This window comes from Streptomyces sp. NPDC002564, assembly GCF_042889645.1.
GTDB lineage: Bacteria > Actinomycetota > Actinomycetes > Streptomycetales > Streptomycetaceae > Streptomyces.
The window spans coordinates 712,044-732,239 of sequence record NZ_JBIARE010000002.1 but is presented as its reverse complement, the minus strand read 5'-3'; the positions used below and the strand labels follow the sequence as shown (position 1 = coordinate 732,239).

Annotated in this window: 14 protein-coding genes; all 14 read right to left on the bottom strand. The window is 72.4% G+C overall.

What is annotated here, in order from left to right; translation table 11 throughout:
• Positions 1 to 3: 3 nt before the first annotated feature.
• On the bottom strand, positions 4 to 651 hold the full coding sequence (locus tag ACFYXE_RS09535; protein WP_389310664.1) for a PIG-L deacetylase family protein: 648 nt from the start codon (positions 649 to 651) through the stop codon (positions 4 to 6).
• Positions 648 to 1,442, bottom strand: a complete 795-nt coding sequence (locus tag ACFYXE_RS09530) for a glucose-1-phosphate cytidylyltransferase (protein WP_361164780.1) — start codon at positions 1,440 to 1,442, stop codon at positions 648 to 650. Before ACFYXE_RS09530 ends, ACFYXE_RS09535 begins: the two co-directional genes overlap by 4 nt.
• Positions 1,439 to 2,674 carry a class I SAM-dependent methyltransferase gene (locus ACFYXE_RS09525; protein ID WP_361164782.1) on the bottom strand — a complete coding sequence of 412 codons (1,236 nt, stop codon included), beginning with the start codon at positions 2,672 to 2,674 and terminating at the stop codon, positions 1,439 to 1,441. The genes ACFYXE_RS09530 and ACFYXE_RS09525 overlap by 4 nt, the downstream gene beginning before the upstream one ends.
• Complete coding sequence (locus ACFYXE_RS09520; RefSeq protein ID WP_389310661.1) at positions 2,671 to 3,951, bottom strand: glycosyltransferase; 1,281 nt, start codon at positions 3,949 to 3,951, stop codon at positions 2,671 to 2,673. The genes ACFYXE_RS09525 and ACFYXE_RS09520 overlap by 4 nt, the downstream gene beginning before the upstream one ends.
• A 2-nt stretch (positions 3,952 to 3,953) precedes the next feature.
• Complete coding sequence (locus ACFYXE_RS09515; protein WP_361164788.1) at positions 3,954 to 5,186, bottom strand: O-antigen ligase domain-containing protein; 1,233 nt, start codon at positions 5,184 to 5,186, stop codon at positions 3,954 to 3,956.
• A 1-nt stretch (position 5,187) separates the two neighbouring features.
• Positions 5,188 to 6,708 carry a right-handed parallel beta-helix repeat-containing protein gene (locus tag ACFYXE_RS09510; protein ID WP_361164791.1) on the bottom strand — a complete coding sequence of 507 codons (1,521 nt, stop codon included), beginning with the start codon at positions 6,706 to 6,708 and terminating at the stop codon, positions 5,188 to 5,190.
• Between the two features lie 8 nt (positions 6,709 to 6,716).
• Positions 6,717 to 8,693, bottom strand: a complete 1,977-nt coding sequence (locus ACFYXE_RS09505) for an alginate lyase family protein (protein WP_389310658.1) — start codon at positions 8,691 to 8,693, stop codon at positions 6,717 to 6,719.
• Positions 8,690 to 10,876 carry a bi-domain-containing oxidoreductase gene (locus tag ACFYXE_RS09500; protein ID WP_389310656.1) on the bottom strand — a complete coding sequence of 729 codons (2,187 nt, stop codon included), beginning with the start codon at positions 10,874 to 10,876 and terminating at the stop codon, positions 8,690 to 8,692. Before ACFYXE_RS09500 ends, ACFYXE_RS09505 begins: the two co-directional genes overlap by 4 nt.
• Before the next feature lie 18 nt (positions 10,877 to 10,894).
• Positions 10,895 to 12,829, bottom strand: coding sequence for an asparagine synthase (glutamine-hydrolyzing) (gene asnB, locus ACFYXE_RS09495; RefSeq protein ID WP_389310654.1), 1,935 nt, complete (start codon positions 12,827 to 12,829; stop codon positions 10,895 to 10,897).
• Between the two features lie 2 nt (positions 12,830 to 12,831).
• Entirely contained in the window at positions 12,832 to 14,358 is a 1,527-nt protein-coding gene (locus ACFYXE_RS09490) for a Wzz/FepE/Etk N-terminal domain-containing protein (protein WP_389310652.1), read from the bottom strand.
• Complete coding sequence (locus ACFYXE_RS09485; protein WP_389310650.1) at positions 14,355 to 15,731, bottom strand: polysaccharide biosynthesis protein; 1,377 nt, start codon at positions 15,729 to 15,731, stop codon at positions 14,355 to 14,357. Before ACFYXE_RS09485 ends, ACFYXE_RS09490 begins: the two co-directional genes overlap by 4 nt.
• Complete coding sequence (locus ACFYXE_RS09480) at positions 15,728 to 17,002, bottom strand: glycosyltransferase family 4 protein (protein WP_389310648.1); 1,275 nt, start codon at positions 17,000 to 17,002, stop codon at positions 15,728 to 15,730. The genes ACFYXE_RS09485 and ACFYXE_RS09480 overlap by 4 nt, the downstream gene beginning before the upstream one ends.
• Entirely contained in the window at positions 16,992 to 18,308 is a 1,317-nt protein-coding gene (locus tag ACFYXE_RS09475) for a nucleotide sugar dehydrogenase (RefSeq protein WP_361164812.1), read from the bottom strand. The genes ACFYXE_RS09480 and ACFYXE_RS09475 overlap by 11 nt, the downstream gene beginning before the upstream one ends.
• A gap of 73 nt (positions 18,309 to 18,381) precedes the next feature.
• A complete protein-coding gene (locus ACFYXE_RS09470) occupies positions 18,382 to 19,860 on the bottom strand; it encodes a sugar transferase (RefSeq protein WP_361164815.1) in 1,479 nt (492 codons plus the stop codon).
• Between the last annotated feature and the right edge of the window lie 336 nt (positions 19,861 to 20,196).

Here is a 20,196-nt window from a genome sequence, read left to right as displayed (position 1 = left end):
GGTTCATTCCCCCAGGTCGAGAGTGAGTTTGGTGACGGCGTACGCCTCGGCGTAGCGCGCGTGGCATTCGATGCCGCGGATCCGGGCGAGGCCGAGGAAGGCCTCGCGGTCGTACCAGGGGCGGTGCCGCTGCGAGGGGTAGTGCTCCTGCAGCAGCCGCACCTTGTCCTCGGCGGTCTCCGGCGACAGGGGCTGGTAGGCCTGCGGGCGGCCCAGGTCGCCGTCCCACTTGACGATCTCGTAGCCGAGCACGAGGTGGTCGCGGAACGCGGTGGTGATCAGCCGGGCCAGGCCGCGGTGGTCCTGGTGGGCGTCCTCGGTGCGCGGCGCGAGGATCAGGTCGGGATCGGTCTGCGCCCGCAGCTCCTCGACGGCGGCCTTGGCCTCCTCCCAGTGGGCGGGCATCCGGCCGTCCGGCAGCTTGAGGACGGTCAGGCGCAGGTCGGCGCCGGGGCAGAAGGCGGCGAGCGCGGCCCGCTCCTCCTGCTCCCGGTCGCTGCCGCCGCCGGAGAGCACCAGGGCGTCGACGCGGAGGCCGGGACGGGCCCGGCACAGCGTCAGGAGCGTGCCGCCGGCGCCGATGGCGATGTCGTCGCAGTGCGCGCCGACCGCGGCGATCCGGTCGAGGGGTCCGGCCCCGAGCCGGATCACGCCCCCGCCCCTGCGGTGTCCCGCTCCCACACGGCCCACGGGCGGTCGCCGCGCGCGTAGGAGGAGTCCAGCGCGGCCCGCTCCTTCACCGTGTCGGTCGGCTTCCAGAAGCCGCGGTGCTGGTGCGCCACGAGCCGTCCGCGCTTGGCGAGTTGGCCGCAGCCGTCGGCGACGAGGTCGCCGTTCTCCGGGATGTGGTCGAAGACTTCCTGGCGGAGCACGAAGTAGCCGCCGTTCTCCCACAGAGGCATGTCGCTGACCGCGGTGATGCCGCCCACCAGGCCGTCCTCGCCGAGCTCCACGCAGTGGAACGAGGACTGCGGCGGCACGACCATCATCGACGCGCCGGCGTCACGCCGGGCGAACTGGTCGATCATCTCGGGCAGCGGGGCGTCGGTGAGCACGTCGGCGTAGTTGGCGAGGAACATCTCGTCGCCGTCCAGGTGCTGCCGCACCCGGCGCAGCCGCTCGCCGATCGGGGACTCGATGCCGGTCTGCGCGAACGTGATCGTCCAGTCCGCGATGTCGGTGGAGAGCAGCTCGGTCTGCCCACCGCGCAGCACGAAGTCGTTGGACGTCGTCTCCTCGTAGTTGAGGAAGAAGTTCTTGATGTGGTGCGCGCCGTAGCCGAGGCACAGGATGAACTCCTTGTGCCCGAAGTGCGCGTAGTAGCGCATGACGTGCCAGATCAGCGGGCGCGGGCCGACCATCGCCATCGGCTTGGGCACGTCGTCGGAGGTGCCGTTGCGCATCCGCATCCCGTAACCGCCGCAGAACAGGACGACCTTCATGACTTGACCTCGACAATGCTCAGTTCCGGTATGGGGAAGACGAGCCGGCCGCCCCAGGCGTGCACGAAGGACAGCTGCTCGATCAGTTCGTCCCGCAGGTTCCACGGGAGGACGAGCACGTAGTCCGGCTTGTCGGTGCTGATCTGCTCGGGCGGCAGGATCGGGATGCGGGTGCCCGGGGTGTATCTGCCGTGCTTGTACGGGTTGCGGTCGACCGTGTAGGCGAGCAGGTCGGGCCGGATCCCGCAGTGGTTGAGCAGGGTGTTGCCCTTGCCGGGCGCGCCGTACCCGACGACCGTCTCGCCGCGCTCGGCCGCCTCGATGAGGAACTTCAGGAGGTCGCGGCGGACCTTGGCGACCCGGGCGGAGAACTCGGTGTACCCGGACAGCTCCTGGAGACCGGCGGCCTTCTCCCGGTCGAGGACCTCGAGGACCCGCTGGCTCGGCTCGCCGGCCACCGCGTCGGGGCGGGCCCACAACCGGATGGAGCCGCCGTGGGTGGGCAGCAGCTCGACGTCGACGAGCGTGAGTCCGCCGCTGGCCAGCGCCCGGATCGCGGACGCGACCGTGTAGTACTGGAAGTGCTCGTGGTAGATCGTGTCGTACTGGTTCTCCTCGATGAGGGTCAGCAGGTGCTGCACCTCGATGGAGACCCAGCCGTCGTCGGCGACCAGGGCGCGCAGCCCCTGGGTGAAGCCGACCACGTCGGGGATGTGCGCGTACACGTTGTTGGCCACGACCAGGTTCGCCGGTCCGTGTTCGGCGCGGACGGCCGAGCCGGTGTCCGGGTCGAGGAACGCGGTGAGCGTGGGCACGCCGGCCTCGCGGGCCGCGGCGCCGACGTTCACGGACGGTTCGACGCCCAGGCAGCGGACTCCCCGGTCCACCAGGTGCTTGAGCAGGTATCCGTCGTTGCTCGCGACCTCGACCACGAAGGCGTCGTCGCCCAGCTCCAGGCGCCGCACGGCGTCGTCGACGAACGTGCGCGCGTGCTCCACCCACGACGTCGAGAAGGACGAGAAGTACGCGTACTCGCTGAACGTCTCCTCGGGGGTGATCAGCGGCGGGATCTGCGCCAGCCAGCAGTCGGTGCAGACCTGCAGGTGCAGCGGGTACGCCGGTTCCGGCTTGTCCAGTTGGTCCGCGGCGAGAAAGCTCTCGCACGGCGGGGTCGCCCCCAGATCGACGACGCTCGCGAGCGTCGCCGAGCCGCAGAGTCGGCATCGTGTCATGTGCTGTCCCCATCCCCCCTGCTCGCGCGGGCGTCCCGTCGCGAGCCGGTGCTTCCATTTCCTGACGGCGGCGGGCTTTCCCCGCCGCCCGACCGCGCCGCGATCGCGGCGCGGTACCCCTCCACCAGGCGGTCCAGGCCGACGGCCGGGCTGAAGCCCCGCTCGTACCGGCCGCGGGCCGCCCGGCCCAAGTCCCGGTTGCGGTCGGGCTCGACCGCGATCCGGCGTATGCAGGACGCGAGCGAGTCGGCCTCGCCCGGCCGGTGCAGCAGCCCGGTCACCCCGTCCTCGACGAGTTCGACGAACGCGCCGTGCCCGGCGGCGACGACCGGGACACCGGCCGCCATCGCCTCCACGACCACGAGGCCGAACGCCTCCAGCCACGTCGAGGGGGCGACCACGGCGACCGAGCGCGCGATGGCCTTCTGGCACTCCGCCGTGTCGTACAGGCCGGCGTAGTGCACGTCGTCCCGGCCCGCCGCCCACGCGGTCACCTCGCGCTCCAGGGGCCCCGTGCCGACGATCACCAGCGGCACGCCGACCCCGCCCTCGGCGGCGAGCGCGTCCCAGGCGGCCATGAGCAGCCGCACGCCCTTGGCCTCCGCGAGCCGTCCCAGGTAGAGCACGTGCTCGCCCTCGCCGGTCCTGCGGGCGTCCGGGTCGGGCACGAAGTTGTGCTTCACCGCGAGCCGTTCGGCCGGCATGCCGCCCCGGACCAGGACCTCGCGCTGAGCCGCGGAGATGCAGAAGAACCGTTGCACGCCGGACCACCAGCGCCGCCGGTTGGCGGCCAGGCTGACGGCGAGCGGTACGGTCGCGAGGCGGGAGTCGCGGTAGCAGCCGTGCCGGACGGCGGGCAGCGGCACGGTGGAGCCGACGCACTCGGTGCACGGCTTGCCGTCCCGCTGCAGGGTGCCGGGCGGGCAGAGCTGGGTGTAGTTGTGCAGCGTGGCGACTACGGGCACTCCCGCGTCGGCGCAGGCCGCGAGCACCGCGGGCGACAGGAGCGGGAACACGTTGTGCACGTGGACCACGTCCGGGCGCTCGGCGCGCAGCAGGGCGGCGAGTTCCTTGCGGACCGCCGGGTTCCACGGGACGCGCAGCGGCACGGCGGCCTTGGTCGGCAGGGACATGGCGCCGATGTCGTCGCTGCGCCGCTCGAACAGGTCGACGCGGTGGCCCGCCGCGCGCAGCAGCTCCACCTCCTGGTCGACGACCTTGTTCTCGCCGCTCGGCTGCGCCGAGGCATAGCGGTTGTGCGCCACGATGACGTGCATGGTCAGCTCACCTCGGTTTTCCGGGCCCAGCGCGGGACACGTCGGAGCGGAGCCGCGGGCTTCGGCGCGGGGATGACGGCGGCGGGTGCCGCGAGGAGCGAGGCGGCGACGGCCAGGTGCAGCAGGTACGGCGAGGCGTCGCCGAGTCCCGCCTCGGTGTACGAGGCGATCGCGCAGTAGCTGATCAGGAAGATGGCGCAGGCCCGCTGCAGCGACGGGGGCCGAAGCAGGGCGACGCCGGCCAGTACGACGATGATCGCCGCGACGATGGCGGTGCCGGTCAGGCCCTGTTCGTTGTAGACGGCCAGCCAGCTGTTGTCGATCGGCAGCCCGCCGAACGACTTGTCGCCGAGGCCCATGCCGAACAGCTGCTCCGAGGTCGAGCGGGGCGCCGCGAGCAGCGCGTCCCAGACCTTGGCCCGGCCCGTGAGGTTGGAGAAGTTCTCCTGGCTCTGGCCGCGCAGGAACCACGCCTGGATCGCGGAGCTCAGCGCCACCGCGGCGACCGTGGCGATCACCACCGTCCAGCTGAAGAACCGGCGGGCGGCGGCGCTGGTCAGCAGGAGCGACCCGATGGCGAGCACCAGGCCGACGAGCAGGCCGAGCGTCGCGGTGCGGGTGTGGGTCAGCGCGAGCAGGACCAGGGACGGCACGATGACCACCGCCGCGCTCCTGCCGTCGGTCCTGCGCCCGATGAGGAGCAGCACGGTGAGCCCGATGATGACGGCGGCGTACTGCCCGATCTGCGGCGGGGTGAGCGGCCACAGGGCGCCGACGAGGCGTCCGCCGTAGAGCTCGGGCATGGCGGCGCCGGGCGAGACGACCAGGCCGACGGCCACCGATCCGAGGACCACGTAGTACGTCCGTATGTGGTGCCGTACGAAGGTCAGGCCGCCGTCCCACCAGCGGCTGAGCAGCCACAGCGTGGCGACGAACAGGGCGAGGCGGCCGCAGCGGAACAGCGCGCCGAATCCGGATTCCAGGTCGACGCTGGAGATCACGCTGGGCACGAGCAGCAGGGTGAGCAGGAACACGAAGGCGCTGGGCCGGATGCGCAGCCGCAGGTTGACGACGAGCGCCAGCGCGAACGCGGCGACCAGCGCGCCCATGGTGGCCATCTGGATGAGCGAGCGGGGCAGCGGGACGATGGTCTTCGCGCCCGCCGAGCCGAGCGTGTTCAGGATCAGCAGCCCCCAGGCGAGGGCGACGCACTTCGACGCGTGGTCCGGACGCATCTCAACCACCGTCCCGGGTGCGGAAGGTGCTGCCCGCGTCCTGCTCGTACGGCGTGTTCTGCCACTGTCCGAAGTCGAGCACCCGGCTCGGGTCGTGGGCGACGAACTTCCACGGTCCGAGGTAGACGTTGTCGCGCCACCGGTTGTGCTGCTTGCCGGTGATCGCCTCGGCGACCCGTTCGCCCTGGTAGGGCGACCAGTCCGGGTAGGTGCCGTAGTTGGCGAGGACGGCCATCCGGTCGCACTTGGCGGTGCACTCGACGACGGACTTGTCGAGCACGAAACGGTTGTCGTGGATGTCCACCCGCTGGGTCTTCCAGCGGCAGTCGGCGTAGAGCGGGGCGGTCGCTATCCCCGGTCTCTTGCAGCGCTTGGTGTCCTTCACGAGCAGCGTGCAGTCGCCGGAGGAGGTGTTGGCCGGGCTGTTGCAGAACCGGTCGGCGTTCTCCCACAGGGTGATCCCCGACCAGTTGTTCTCCAGCACGTTGCGGTAGATCTCGATCTTGTTCGTGCGGGCGCGGACCCGTGGTTCGCCGCCGGACTCGGACAGATAGACGGTCGCGAAGGGGAAGTTGTCGCCGCGGTCGGCGTACTTGCGGCCCTCGACCCAGTTGTTCCGGCGGATCGTGTTCTTCCTGATGACCGCGTTGTAGCTGGTCTCGTAGATCAGGGCAGCGCCGTCGTTGGTCTCGATGACGTTGTTCTCGATGCGGAAGTCGTTGTTGTTGGTGTCCGCCCACAGCCCGGTGCCGCGGTTGTCGTGCACCCAGTTGCCGCGCACGTCAGCGCCGTCGACGGCCCAGAACTTGATGCCTCCGGTGCATCCGCAGCCCTTGCGCCGGCGCTCCCAGTCGCCGGTGTTGTTGCCCACGATCTCGTTGCCCTCGACGACCAGGCCGCTGATCCGGCCCTTGGCCTTGTACGCGTTCATCCCGTACTGGCCGTTCTCGCGCAGGCAGCTGTCGCGCAGCCGCTGGCGGGCCCCGGCCATCAGCCCGGCGCCGGAGTTCCGCTGGATCGTGGCGTGCTCGATCACCCATCCGTCGGCCGAGTCGTGGTTGACCACGCCCTCGTCCGGCGGCGCCACGAACCGCTGCACGGTCAGGTGGCGGATGGTGACGTCGTGGGCGGCGCCGCCGAACGCGTACTGGTTGCGTTTGCGTCCGTCGAACACCGCGCCCGGCGCGCCCACGTAGGTGTTCCCCTTCTTGGGGATGACCTGGGCGTACCGGTCCGCCGCGAGCCTGTGCGTGCCGGGCCGCAGCCAGAACGTGGTGTTCGGGGGGTTCTTCTTGGTCTTGGCGGCCAGGTCACCGACCTTGGCGGGGTCGACCGTGACCGCGCCCGCCGGTGCCTTCGTCGGTCCGGGCGCGGGCTTGGCGCACACCCGGGCCACGGACGTGGCCGGGGCGGCGGCCGGCTTGGGCCGCGCGGCCGGCCCGCTGTCGCAGCCCGTCGTCGCCAGCAGGGCCAGCGCCAGCGGTGCCGCCGGCCATGCCCAGTGCCGCCACTTGATCCCCACTCGTCCTCCTAGCCGTGGAACCTGAGTACGGTGGTGAACCCCGCGACGCCGTCGGCGAAGCCGGTGCCGACCAGCGTGGTGGCGGGTTCCTTGCGTCCGAAGCCGGGCGAGTACCAGCCCAGGGGCGGGGCACTCGCGCCGCGGTGTGCCCGCCAGGTCAGCCCCTCGGGCAGATCGAGCGCCGCGGAGCGGTCCTCGCCGTCCTTGGTCCAGGTGAGCGCCGCCCGGTTCTCCACCAGGTCGGCGACGATCCGCGGGCCGAGGTGGAACGCGAGGCGCACGGCGCGGCGCGGCCCGCGCACCTCGTCGAGCACCCGCAGCTCCCGGCTGTCGCCGATCAGCTCGACCTGCCGGCGGTGCACGGAGCCCGGGTAGCCGTCGTGTTCGGCGCACCAGCGCGCGGTCCCGCTCCCGGACCCCGCGGAGCCGCCGGCCGGCTCCGCGACCAGGACGCGGCTGCGGGCGTGCCGGGTCCACAGGAACGGGCCGCCGGAGACCGACTGGTCGGCGCCGTCCAGCTCCAGGGTGTTGTGGCCCAGGGTCGACCGGAAGTACTGCCGCCACTCGGGCTGGCCGTGGTAGCAGAAGGTCCCCGGGTCGGCGAGCACGTCGACCCCGTCCTGCCGGACCTCCACGGACAGCGCGTCCGCGTGGGCGTGCGCGGCGATGGACAGGAAGCCGTGCGGGCCGCCGTCGCAGCGGCACCAGATCTCGTCCGGGCCGCGCAGGACGGTGAGGCCCGCGTCGGCGAAGTGGCCCGGCCGGCTCGCCGGGCGCGTGACCGCCGGGGTGGTTCCCGGCCTCGCGTAGGGCCGGAGCAAGGCGCCGAGCAGCGGGGTGCGCACGTCGGTGCCGGTGACCTCCGGCCACCACGGAAGCCGCCCGAACACGGCGTCCCCGGTGGCCAGGAGCGAGGCCCAGCGGTCGGTGTCCGGGCCGTCGACGATCAGGCCGTGCCCGTCGTCGGCGTCCCCCTGGCGCGGCGGCCGCAGCCGGTTGTCGACGACGGCGGCGAGCGCGTCGGTCATCCGCAGCAGCACCAGGCGCACCGTCCTCGGGACCGGCACCCGGGCGGCGTCGGCCTCGGCGACCGCGGCCAGGCCCAGTTCGAGGACCAGGCCGTGGTACTCGGTGGCCAGCTCGCGGTTGAGGCCGGAGGGGAAGGTGTTGCCGCGCAACTGCCGCTCCAGGGAGCGCAGCGCGCCGTCGCGCCAGCGGGCCGACGAGGGGAACCAGTCGAACGCGCAGGCCGCGGCGAGCTGTCCGGCGTCCTCGGCGATGACGTGGTTGTTCGCCGAGGAGCCCCGGCTGGGGAAGGCGGCGAGCCAGCGCTGGTGGTGCCAGATCTGGTCCAGTGCCACCGGGTTGTCCTCGAAAAGACCGGCCGCGCCCGTCCAGCCGTCGAGCAGCCGGCGGATCCACACCCAGGAGAGCAGCCGGATGCCCAGCTCGATGCCGCTGATCCAGTGCACGCCGCGCAGCGGCGGGTTGGCCGTCCACCAGGACCGCAGGTGCGCGGCGACGCGCTCGGCGTACCGCTCCTCCCCCGTGAGCGCGTAGGCGGCGGCGAGCACGGTCAGGTACTGGTGGCGGGACGGCTCCCAGATCTGCTTGATGTCGCCGACCGCGTCCTCGTCCCGGTACGGCACGTCGAAGGCGTAGCCCGACGGGGCCCGGCGACCCGTCTTCGGGTCGAACCACCAGTCCGGGTCGACGAGGTCGTCGCGCGCGACGCCGAAGAACTCGGCGTGCCCGGCCATCAGCCGGTCCGCCTCGGCGACCAGCCGCTTGGCGGCGTCCGGCGGCACGGCGGCGAGCGCCTCCGCGGGCAGCACCGCGGTGAACCGGGCGCCGGTCACGGCGGGGCTGTCGGGCCGTGCCGACCGCCACCGCCGCCTGCGCACCGCGTCGCCCGCGCGGCCGCCGATCTCCCGCGGCCCCATCGCGGACAGGCGCCGCGCGTACCAGCCCGCACTCATCGTCATCGAGCGCTCGCCAAGGTCACGGGTGCGCCGCCGGCCAGGCCGGTCCGCACCGCGAGGGTGGCCGCCGTGGTGGCGACCAGCGACTCCAGCGGCACCGGCATCGGCCCGCCGGTCCGCACGGCCCGCACGAAGGCGGCCAGTTCGGCGTTCTGCCCCTTGTCGCGGGCCTTGGGCAGCCGCGAGCTGACCCAGCGCTTGCGGCCGTACACCGAGGCCCGCACGAAGTCGTCGAGCCGCAGGACCTTGCCGTCGGCGACGAGGTCGAGCGTCTCCTTGGGGAAGCCCGCCGAGCCGGTGGTGACGTAGCTGATGGTGGCGGTGGACCCGTCCGGGTAGCGCAGCAGGACCTGGAGGTCCTCCTGGCCGGACGTGCCCGTCGCGTACACGGAGACCGGGTCGGCGTCGAGCAGCCAGCTCGCGGTGTCGATGAAGTGGCCGCCCTCGCCGGCGAACCGGGAGCCCTCGGTGCCCTGCTGGAGGTACCAGCTGCCGTGCTGCAGCCGCCCCGCGTTGACGAGGTAGCGCAGGCTCGCCGGACCGGTGCGGACGCCGAACCGCTGCTTGGCCTCGCGCAGCAGCGGCGAGAACCGGCGGTTGAAGCCCACCTGCAGCCGGTCGTTGCCGGACTCCTCGACGGCCGCGAGCACCTCGGCCAGCTCGTCCTCGTCGAGCGCGAGCGGCTTCTCCACGAAGACGGCCTTGCCCGCGAGGAGGGCCTTGCGGGTCAGTTCGGCGTGCGAGCTGTGCCGGGTCACCACGAACACGGCGTCGACGGACGGATCGCCGAGCACGGCGTCGAGGTCGGTGGTCGCCCGGTCGAAGCCGAACTTCCGCTGGGCGTTGGCGCCGGACAGCGCGGTCGTGGTGACGACGGTCGAGAGGGAGACGCCCTCGCGCTGGGCGAGGTGCGGCAGCAGCATCGACGTCGCGTAGTTGCCCGCGCCGACGAACGCGAGGCGCACCGGAGCCTTGGCGGACCGCACCGGCGCGGATGCCGGGGCGCGGCGCACCGCGGGCACGGTCACCTCGGGGGCCGCCGCCCCGGCCGCCTCCTCCTGCTGCTCCGGGTACCGGAACAGCACGGCCACGGCCTTCAGCTCGCCGTCCTTGAGCCGCTGGTAGGTGTCGACGGCGTCGTCGAAGTCGGCGATGTGGGAGATCAGCGGCTCCACGTCGACCTTCCCGCGGGCGGTGAGGTCGAGGAAGCAGGCGAGGTTGCGGCGCTCGGTCCAGCGCACGTAGCCGATCGGGTAGTCCCGCCCGTCGAGCTCGTACTCCGGGTCGTAGCGGCCGGGGCCGTAGCTGCGGGAGAACCGGACGTCGAGTTCCTTCTCGTAGTACGCGTTCCACGGCAGGTCGAGACGGCACTTGCCGATGTCGACGACCCGGCCGCGGTCCCGGCAGAGCCGGGCGGCCAGCTCGACGGGCTGGTTGGTGCCGCCGCCGGCGGCCAGGTACACCTGGTCCACGCCGTGGCCGTCGGTGAGTTCGGCGACGGCGGCCTCCACGGCCGCGGACTCGGGGTCGCCGCAGGCCGCGGCGCCCAGGCGCTCGGCCAGTTCGCAGCGCGCCGGGTCGGGGTCGACGCCGACGACGCGCACACCGGATGCGGTGAGGAGCTGCACGACGAGCTGCCCGATCAGGCCGAGGCCGATGACCAGGGCCACCTCGCCGAGGTGCGGCTCGCCCTGGCGGACGCCCTGCATCGCGATCGAGCCGACGGTGCCGAAGGCCGCGTGCCGCGGTGCGAGACCGTCCGGCACCGGCGTGTAGAGGTTCTTCGGCACCCAGTTCAGCTCGGCGTGCAGCGCGTGCTCGTTGCCCGCGCAGGCCACGAGGTCGCCGACCTTCACGTCGTCGATCCCGGCACCGACCTGCTCGACGACCCCGCACAGCGAGTAGCCGAGCGGCGTGTAGGAGTCCAGCTTGCCCATCACCTTGCGGTAGGTGGCGGGCACCCCGTTGGTGGCCACGCTCTGCATGACCTTGGCCACCTGGTCGGGCCTGGAGCGGGCCTTGCCGAGCATCGACATGCCCGCCTCGGAGACCTTCATGAGCTCGGTCCCCGTGGAGATCAGCGAATAGGCGGTCCGCACCAGCACACCGCCCGGCTTGCACCCCGGCACCGGCACGTCGAGGACCGCCAACTCGCCGCTCTTGTAGTTCTGTACAACCTGCTTCACCCGAACTCCTCTGAATTCCTACGCAGTTAACCGAGTGCTCTGACCGGACCCAGAGGTCGCCTCGCGATACCAGTACTCGAGGGTCAGCACATGCCACAGATGCTTGGAGAAGTCCCGCTGCCCGGCGGCGTCCTCGGCGACCATCCGCTCCAGCGCGTCGCGGCGCAGCAGGCCGGAGCTGACCAGCACCCCTTCGTTCACCACCTCGCGCACCAGCGGGGCCAGGTCCCGGCTCATCCAGGCCCGCAGCGGGGCGCTGAACAGGCCCTTGGGCCGGTACACGATCTCCCGGGGCAGCACCGAGGTGGCCGCCTCCTTGAGCACCGCCTTGCCCTGCCGTCCGACGATCTTGCGGTCGCCCGGCACGGTGAACGCCGCCCTGACCACCTCGACGTCCACGTACGGCACCCGCACCTCGGTCGACGCGGCCATGCTGGAGCGGTCGGTGTACGCGAGGTTGAGGCCCGGCAGGAACATCCGCGCGTCACCGAGGCACATGCGGTTGACGTGGTCGTCGAGGTCGTTGTCCTCGTAGACGTCCGCGTGCTCGGTCAGCACGTCCCCGACCGTCCCCGCCAGGTCCGGGTTGATCAGGGCGAGCAGTTCCTCCTGGTCGTACATGGTGTAGCTGCGGCGGAACGCGGTCTCCTCCGGCAGGTCGGCGAAGGACAGGAACCGCTTCGCGAACCGCACCGACCGGTATCCGCGGCGGGCGCCGGCCACCGGCAGCCGGTCCACGGTCCGGGACAGGCCGCGCCGCAGGGGCCGCGGGACGCGCTGGTAGCGCAGCGCCAGCAGGTTGGCCAGGTGCTTGCGGTAGCCCGCGAACAGCTCGTCGGCGCCCATCCCGGAGAGCATCACCTTGACCCCGGCCTCCCGGGCGGCCTGGCAGATCAGGAAGGTGTTGATCGCCGCGGGGTCGCCGATCGGCTCGTCCAGGTGGTACGTCATCCGCGGCAGCAGGTCGAGCACGTTCGGCGCGATCTCGATCTCGTGCAGGTCGACGCCGAACCGCGCGGCGACCTGCCGGGCGTAGCGCAGGTCGTCCGGCATCGCCTCGAACTTGGCGTCCTCGGCGCGGAATCCGATCGTGTAGGCGGAGATTCCCGGCTGCTTGCGGGCCGCCAGCGCGGTCAGATAGCTGGAGTCGAGCCCGCCGGAGAGGAAGGTCGCCACGGGGACGTCCGAGAGGAGGTGGCGCTGCGTCGACTCCTCGACGATGGCCGCCAGGTCCGGCTGCTCGCCTGCCGCGGCCCGCTCCCGGCCCTCGGCGGCGACGTCCCGCAGGTTCCAGTACTGGCCGCGCTCCACCCGCCCGTCGGGCAGGCACCGCAGCCAGCTTCCCGGCGGCAGCTTCTCCGCCTCGCGGAACGCGCACCGCGAGTCCGGCACCCAGTAGTACAGCAGGGAGGCCACCAGCGCGGCGTTGTCCACCTCCAGGGTGCCGCCGGTCGCCGCGGCGAGCGCCTTGAGCTCGGAGGCGAACACCAGGCCCCCGCCGCGCCGGAGCAGGAACAGCGGCTTGATGCCGAGCTGGTCGCGGGCGAGCACCAGCTCGCCGGTGCGCTCGTCGAAGATCCCGAACGCGAACATGCCGCGCAGCCGGGGCAGACAGTCGGTGCCCCAGCGCCGCCAGGCCTCCAGGACCACCTCGGTGTCGGAGGTACCGCGGAAGCGGGCCCCGGCGGCGGTCAGCTCGGCGCGCAGTTCGGGCGCGTTGTACAGCTCGCCGTTGTACGTGAGGACGAGGCCGTCGGAGACCATCGGCTGCGCGCCGGTCTCGGACAGGTCGATGATGGCCAACCGGCGGTGCCCCAGCTGTACTTCACTGTCGCCGACGGGGTGGCCGTACCGGCCCGCGCCGTCCGGGCCGCGGTGGGCGAGGGTGTCGGTGAGCCGGTCGGTGACGACCTTCCCGTCCGGCCACCGGTAGGTGCCTGCTATGCCACACACGTTTACCGCGCCTCCTGGTCGGTGTCCGGGACTCGTACGGCCCAGGACGATCGTTCCGTCGGCGGCTGGCCCGTGCCGCTCTGGCGGGCCAGTCGCTCGCTGTGCCCCCGCAGCGCGATGTGCAGTCCGTCCCACAGCGTGCCGTCGCTCCGGTCGCGGGGGTCGGGGTCGACCAGCACCACGCCGATCACCGGTATGCGCTGGTCGGCGAGTTGCCGGGCCACGGTGTGCAGCCAGGTGGCGCTGCCGTGTCCGGCCCGTACGACGAGCAGGGTCTGGTCGCCCAGGTAGCGCAGGTCGGTCCAGGCGGTGCCGGGGGCGACCGAGCCGACGCCCAGGCGGCGGGTCTGCTGCGGCAGGGACGCGGCCTGGTCGCCGCTGACCACGGTCGGGGCGCCCTGCGGTGCGCGGCCCTTGGCGAGCTGCGGGCCGGGCAGGCCGTCGACGACGGCCACCGGCTCCTGTGCGGCAAGGGCCGTGGCGACGTCCAGGGCGATGGCGCTCGTGGTGCGCGCGCAGCCCAGTTCCAGCAGGGACACCGATTCCTGGGTGCCGCGCACGCTGCGGGTGAGGGTCGTGGTGAGCCGTTCGCGGGCCGTGCGGGCCCTTCTGCGCCGCCAGGGGGCGGTGGGCAGCCGGGACGGGGTGCGCAGCTCCGCGATGACGGAGGCGCCCAGGTGCACCGCGATCTCTCTGCGCAGTACGGGGCGGCCCGCCACGACCGCGCCGACGGCGGCGACCGCGAGGCCGAGGACGAGCCCGAGGACGGATCCGATCACGCCGTTGGTGACGGCGGACTTGGGCAGGGAGTGGCGCACCGCGCGCGGGGCGTCCACGATCCGGGTGCCGGCGACGACCTTGGGCGTGCCGACGCGTGCCTCCTCGGCCCGCTGGTCGAAGTCGGCGATGCGTGAGTTGAGTTCGGCCCGGCGGGCGAAGAGCGACTCGATGCTCGCCGACTCCGTCGGGTCGGTCTCGGGCGACCGGTCGCCGATCTCCTTGTTGACCGCGGCGAGCTCGTCCCGCATCCGGTCGCGCTGGTCGACCAGGGCCTTGGCCTCGGCCTTCGCCGCTTCCCGCATCCGCTTGACGTGGTCGGCGACGAACGTGTCGGCCAGCGCCTCGGCGCGGGCCACGGCGTCGGCGTCGCTCTCGCCCGTCACGTCGATCTGGAGCACGTTGTTGGTCAGGCCGGTCCCCCGGTACTCCTTCATGAAGTCTTCCGGGCTCTCGCCGGACTTGAGGGTGTGCAGGGCCTTGGCGGCGATCCGGGTGGTGCCGAGGAGCTCGACGTCGGTACGGATCAGCGTGCCGGTGTCGTTCGGCTGGTCGTCCTCGTGCGCGATCAGCACCTTGGTGACCGCGCTGGGCGGCGGCGGGCGCAGGACGGCGAGGGCCACGCCGGCCAGCAGGCCGAGCAGGGCCAGGGAGCACCAGAAGCGGCGGCGTCTGCGCACCGCGACCACCAGTGACTGAAGGTCGAACAGCGGTGCGGCATCGGGTGTTTCGGTCGTCTTGCCCGTCGTCACCCTGAACCTCCCCGTGCTTCGTCGCCGCTCGCCACGGCCACCGGGGTGGCGCGCCGCGACGAACGGCCGGCGGTCCGTTCCGGACGGGTGCGGACGGCTCCGGCGACGACTATGCCGACGACTTCGTGTCTGCCGTCGGCGCACGCCTCGGCGACGCCCGAGAGCTCTCCCGCGGTCCAGTTGCCCGCGCTGAGCACGACCACCGCGCCGGACTCGGTGCCGCGGTCCGGCACCAGCGGCCGGTCCACGGAGACCTCGACCAGGCGCAGCAGCGGGTCGCCGCCGGCCTCGGCGACGAGCCGGCCCGCGGCCCTGCGGGCGGTGTCGTCGCCGTCCGGGACGACGACGAGGAGCCGCCGGGGGGACGGCAGGCGGTCGCGCAGGCGGGCGCACACCCGGCGGTAGCGGACCTCGCGGCCCGCGTCGCCGCCGGACGGCTGCGGGGCCGGGGTGTCCCACCGGGTGTCGACGCCGAGGAGGCGGCGGACCAGGGCGCGCGGGCCGCGGTCCCCGGGCCGGCGCGCGGGCCGTTCGCCCGGCACGTCGACGGTGCCGAGCACCTTGGAGCCCAGCGCGGCGGCCATTTCCGGCTCGGTGCGCACCCGGCGGCTCACCCGGGCGGCGGCGAGGTGCCCGATGACGGCGACCAGGAGGGCCAGCAGGGCGCCGCCGACGACGAGTTGCGTCCTCGTCGGGGGTGCCTCGCCGGTCGGCCGGGCGGCGGGGCCCATGACGACCATGCCCGCCTTGTTGGTCGCCGGGTCGGCCTCGTCGAGTTTCTTCATGGCTTCCTGCAGCGCGGTGCGCAGCTTTTCGAGTTCGGTGCGGACCTGTACGCCTTCCACGGTCTTGCCGGGGTCGGCGGAGTCGGCCAGTTCGGTGATGCGGCGGCTCGTCTGTGCCACCTTCTGCCGCAGTGCCTCGGGGCCCGTCGCCGCGTCGGACTCGGGGTCGGTGTCCTCTCCCGCGATCCGTGCGGCGAAGCCGACGAACTGCTTGGCGACCTGGTCGGAGAGCTGCTGGGCGCGCTCCGGGGTCTCCGCGGTGCCCGAGATCTTGATGATGTTGCCGTCGGCGGCCGTGGCGGTGACCCGGTCCCGCAGGTCGCTGCCGCTGACGCCGGACCAGTCGAGCGTGGCCGCCGTGCGGTCGACCACCGCCGAGCTGGCGGCGATCTCCGCCTGGGTCAGCAGTTCCCGCTCCTCCCACTGTCCCGCCAGCAGCACCGACGTCGACGTCGTGTAGTTCGGCGGGAACAGCAGGGACGTGCCATAGCCGACGAGCGCGCCGAGCACCGCGGCGACGGCGAGGAGCCGCCAGCGCCGGCGGAAGATCCGCCCGATCGTGACCAGGCGTATTGCGTCTTCACTCAACTGCGCTGCCTCTTCTTCTTCCCTGTACGGACCGCGGCGAGCGCGGACACCGGGGTGTGGTCACGGCAGGCGGCGTCGTACGCCGCGAGCAGCGAGGCCTGCGAGTTGCGCCAGGAGAGCTGGCCGGTGATGCGTTCCTGGCCGATCTTGCCCATCCGGGCGCGCTGCTCCGGGTCGTCGAGGAGTCCCGCGATGAGCCCGGCGAACTCGCTCTCGTCGTTGGCCGCGGCGTAGACGGCGGCCTCGCCGGCGGACACTCTCGCCTCCCGCAGGTCGAAGGAGACGAGCGGCCGGCCCATGACCATGTACTCGAGGACCTTGTTCATGGTCGACACGTCGTTGAGCGGGTTGCGCGGGTCGGGCGACAGGCACACGTCCGCGGTGGAGAGGTAGCGCACCAGGTCGGCGTCGGGGATGCGCCCGGTGAACTGCACCTGATCGGCGAGCCCGAGCCGCCGGGACAGGTCCACCATCGCGTCGAAGGCGTCGCCGCCGCCCACGAACACCGCGTGCCAGTCGGTGCGTCCGACCTCGTCGCGGAGCTTGGCCAGGGCCCGCAGGGCGTAGTCGACGCCGTCCTGCGGTCCCATGACACCGAGGTAGCACAGCAGGTGGGGCTTGCCGCGCTTGAGCTCCGGCTCGGGCGCCACGGCGTGGAAACGCTCGACGTCGGGCGCGCTGCGCACCACGAAGACGTCCTCGGGCCGCTTGCCGCCCCGGCGCACCGCGACGTCCCGGTAGCTCTCGTTGGTGGCGAGCACGATGTCCGCGGCCCGGTAGGTGCGCCGTTCCAGCGCGCACACGGCGCGGTAGAGCAGGTCCTCGCCGCGGTCGAACCGGGAGAGGTACAGCTCGGGCACCAGGTCGTGCTGGTCGAAGACGAACCGCGCGCCCTGCCGCTTCAGCCACAGCGCGGGCAGGAAGAGCAGGTCGGGCGGGTTGCAGGCGTGCACCACGTCGACCGGGCCGACCTTGCGGGCGAGGCGGGCGGTGTGCCACAGCGCCGATCCGTACTCCCGGAGGTAGCCGGCCGGGCCTCCGGTGGCGGCGCGCAGCGGGTAGCGGTGGATGCGCACCCCGTCGATCACCGCTTCGGCCTCCGTGTCCCGCTTCTCCCCCCGGGGACAGATGACGTGCACCTCCCAGCCCGCGTCGCGCAGCGTCCGGCACTCCTGCCAGACGCGGCGGTCGAACGGCACCGACAGGTTTTCCACCAGGATCAGGGCGCGCCGCCGCTCGGGGCGGTCGCCTCCGGTCGTGTCACCAAGCAAGGCCCATGTACCCCGGTTCGGCCCGGCGCGCGTCGGCGTCGGGGAGGTGGATGAGGTCGACTATCGCGGTGTCGCCGCCGTGCGGCAGCGCCGCGAGGACGTCCGGGTCACGGGTGCCGACGAGGATCACGTCGGCGTGCCGCAGGACGTCGTCCACGGAGTCCGCGAGCAGCTGCGTGAGGTGCGGCAGGCGGGTCTCGATGTACTCGCGGTTCGCGCCCATCAGCCGGGAGAGGCTCACGTTGGCGTCGTGGATGCGCAGGTCGTACCCCTTGCCGTGGAGTCGCTCCGCCAGCTCGACGAGCGGGCTCTCGCGGAGGTCGTCGGTGCCCGGCTTGAAGGACAGGCCGAACAGCCCGACCCGGCGCTTGCCGGTGCGCTCCACCAGGTCGACCGCCCGCTGCAGGTGGTCGGCGTTGGAGGGCAGCACGTGGGAGAGGATGGGCACCGAGACGTCGGCCCGCCGGGCCGCGTGGACCAGGCTGCGCAGGTCCTTGGGCAGGCAGGAGCCGCCGAAGGCGAAGCCGGGCCGCAGGTAGGCGGGGCTGATGTTCAGCTTGCGGTCGGCGAGGAACACGTCCATCACCTGGTGCGAGTCCACGCCGAGCGCCTGGCACACCGCGCCGAACTCGTTGGCGAAGCCGATCTTGAGGCCGTGGAACGCGTTGTCCGCGTACTTGATCGCCTCGGCCGCCGGGACCGGTACCCGGAAGACCTCGCCGGGCAGCCCGTCGTAGAGCGCGGCCACCACGTCGCCGCTCTCCGGGTCGAGCTGGCCGATGACGGTCTTGGGCGGGTCGAAGAAGTCCCGCACGCTGGTGCCCTCGCGCAGGAACTCCGGGTTGACCGCGACGCCGAAGTCGACGCCTGCCGTCCCGCCCGTGTACTTCTCCAGGATCGGTACGAGCAGGTTCAGGCAGGTGCCGGGGAGCATGGTGCTGCGGAACACGACGGTCTGCCGTCCGCCCCGCTCGGCGACCGCGGCGCCGATCTCCTCGGTGACCCGCTCCAAGTAGGTGGTGCACAGGCTGCCGTTGGGCTCCGACGGAGTGCCGACGCAGATCAGCGACACCTCGCTGCCCATGATCGCCTCGCGGACGTCGGTGGTGGCGCGCAGCGCGCCGCTCCGTACGACCTCGGCGGTGAGCTCGCCGATCCGCTCCTCGACCACCGGGGCCTTGCCCGCGTTGACCAGGTCGACCTTGGCCTGGTTGACGTCCACGCCGATGACCTCGTGGCCCAGGCTCGCCAGGCACGCGGCCGACACGCAGCCCACGTAGCCGAGCCCTAAGACGCTGACTCTCATGTCCTGTTCCTCCCCCAGGGCAGGCCCTTGTGGCCTGCCGTCCGCGCGCCGTTCGTACGGCGCCCCCCACGCATCAGTACGCCCCTTGCCCCTGGAGCACCGCACGCAGCGTCTTCCACAAGATCACCGCGTCCAGGGCGAGCGACCAGTCCTCCACGTACCGCAGGTCGAGGCGGACCGCCTCCTCCCACGGCAGGTCGCTCCGTCCGCTGATCTGCCACAGGCCGGTGAGCCCGGGCTTGACGAGCAGCCGCCGCCGGATGTCCGGGCCGTACGCCGCGGACTCCTCCGGCAGCGGGGGCCGGGGGCCGACGAGCGACATCGATCCGGTCAGCACGTTGAACAGCTGCGGGAGCTCGTCGAGCGAGTACCGGCGCAGCACGGTGCCCACCCGGGTCACCCGTGGATCCCGGCGGAGCTTGAACAGCAGTCCCGCGCCTTCGTTGCGGTCGGCCAGCTCCGCACGGGCGAGGTCGGCCCCCACGACCATGGTGCGGAACTTGAAGATGGTGAACTCGCGGCCGTCCTTGCCGACCCGGCGCTGACGGTACAGCGCCCCGCCCCTGCTGTCCGTAAGGACGAGCAGACCGACGATCACCATCACCGGCGCGAGCAGCATCAGCAGGATCGCCGCGCCCAGCCGGTCGACCACCGCCTTGACGGCCCTGCGGCCGCCGGTGAAGGTCGGCATGCTGACCCGCAGCAGCGGGATGCCGAGCACCGCGTCGACGTGCAGCCGCGGTCCTGCCACCTCCATGAGGACGGGGGCGACGACCATCTCGGCGTCGCTGCCCTCCAGGTTCCAGGCGAGGCGTTGCAGCCGGTCCGGGGACCAGTGCGGGTCGGGCGTGACGGCGACGACGCGGTAGCCGTCACGGCGCACGTGGTTGGCGACGTCGGCCAGTTCGCCGACGACCGGTACGCCGTCCAGCTGGTCGCCGTCCACACCGAGGCCGTCCACGGTGCACACCGCTTCCACCCGCCAGCCGAGGTGCGGGAACTTGCGGGACCTGCCGATCAGGTCGCGCACGGTGTCCACGCTCCCGGCCGCGAGTACGGGTCTCAGGCACCGCCCTTCCTTGCGCTGCTTGTGGAGCCACAGGCGCAGCAGATACCGCACGGTCATGGTGACGATCGCGATCGCGGGTATCGCTACGAAGATCCAGAGCTTGATGTTGCGCGAGGTCAGCGCGATGCCGCCGAGCGCGAGGACGACGGCCGCCGTGAACAGCGAGCGGCCCAGCCTGCGGAATTCCTCGGCCCCCTGGCCCAGTACGGCCGGCGCCCACGAGCGGCTGACGGCCAGTGCGCCCAGCACCAGAAGTTCGGTGCCGAAGGCGAGGATTCCCCACTTCTCATGCCAGTTGGCCGCGTCCCGGGCACCGAAGAAGAGGCCGATCGAGGCCACCACGACGGCGGTGGCCACGGTGTCGCTCGTCATCACGGTACGCCGGTAGCGTCGCTCCCAGTCGGTCGCGGGCTGGCTGATGGTCCCGTTCGCCAGACGCCCTCGCGCCGACGGAAACGGGTTGACTAATTCCCCCTGTTGCACAGGACCCCCCAGGTCTCCAGTGGTGCGACGTGCTCGTCTAACACTGTTTTTCCCCGGGAGGCACCCCTGCCTCCCGCGCCGCGCTGGTCTTCCCCCCGGAAGGCACCCCTGCCTTCCGTGCATGACAATTCGGCTGTTTCAGCGCTACTTGCACAACTCACCCTGGCGGCAGCGAACCCGCTTGCCCGACCAGACTCGACTCAGCGCGCGGAACCCGTCGACACCCCCGGATGTCCCCACATCCGAGGCCCCCTCGCGGGCTCCAGTACTGACCACCCCCACGTCTGACGCCTGGACAGGTCTGTCGGTCGTCCGCGGCGCCGGACTGATAGATCA

Excerpts from the sequence above, each read along its gene's own strand:
- ACFYXE_RS09530 (WP_361164780.1), bottom strand. The coding sequence starts at position 1,442 with ATGAAGGTCGTCCTGTTCTGCGGCGGTTACGGGATGCGGATGCGCAAC.
- ACFYXE_RS09525 (WP_361164782.1), bottom strand. The coding sequence starts at position 2,674 with ATGACACGATGCCGACTCTGCGGCTCGGCGACGCTCGCGAGCGTCGTC.
- ACFYXE_RS09520 (WP_389310661.1), bottom strand. The coding sequence starts at position 3,951 with ATGCACGTCATCGTGGCGCACAACCGCTATGCCTCGGCGCAGCCGAGC.
- ACFYXE_RS09515 (WP_361164788.1), bottom strand. The coding sequence starts at position 5,186 with ATGCGTCCGGACCACGCGTCGAAGTGCGTCGCCCTCGCCTGGGGGCTG.
- ACFYXE_RS09505 (WP_389310658.1), bottom strand. The coding sequence starts at position 8,693 with ATGACGATGAGTGCGGGCTGGTACGCGCGGCGCCTGTCCGCGATGGGG.
- ACFYXE_RS09475 (WP_361164812.1), bottom strand. The coding sequence starts at position 18,308 with ATGAGAGTCAGCGTCTTAGGGCTCGGCTACGTGGGCTGCGTGTCGGCC.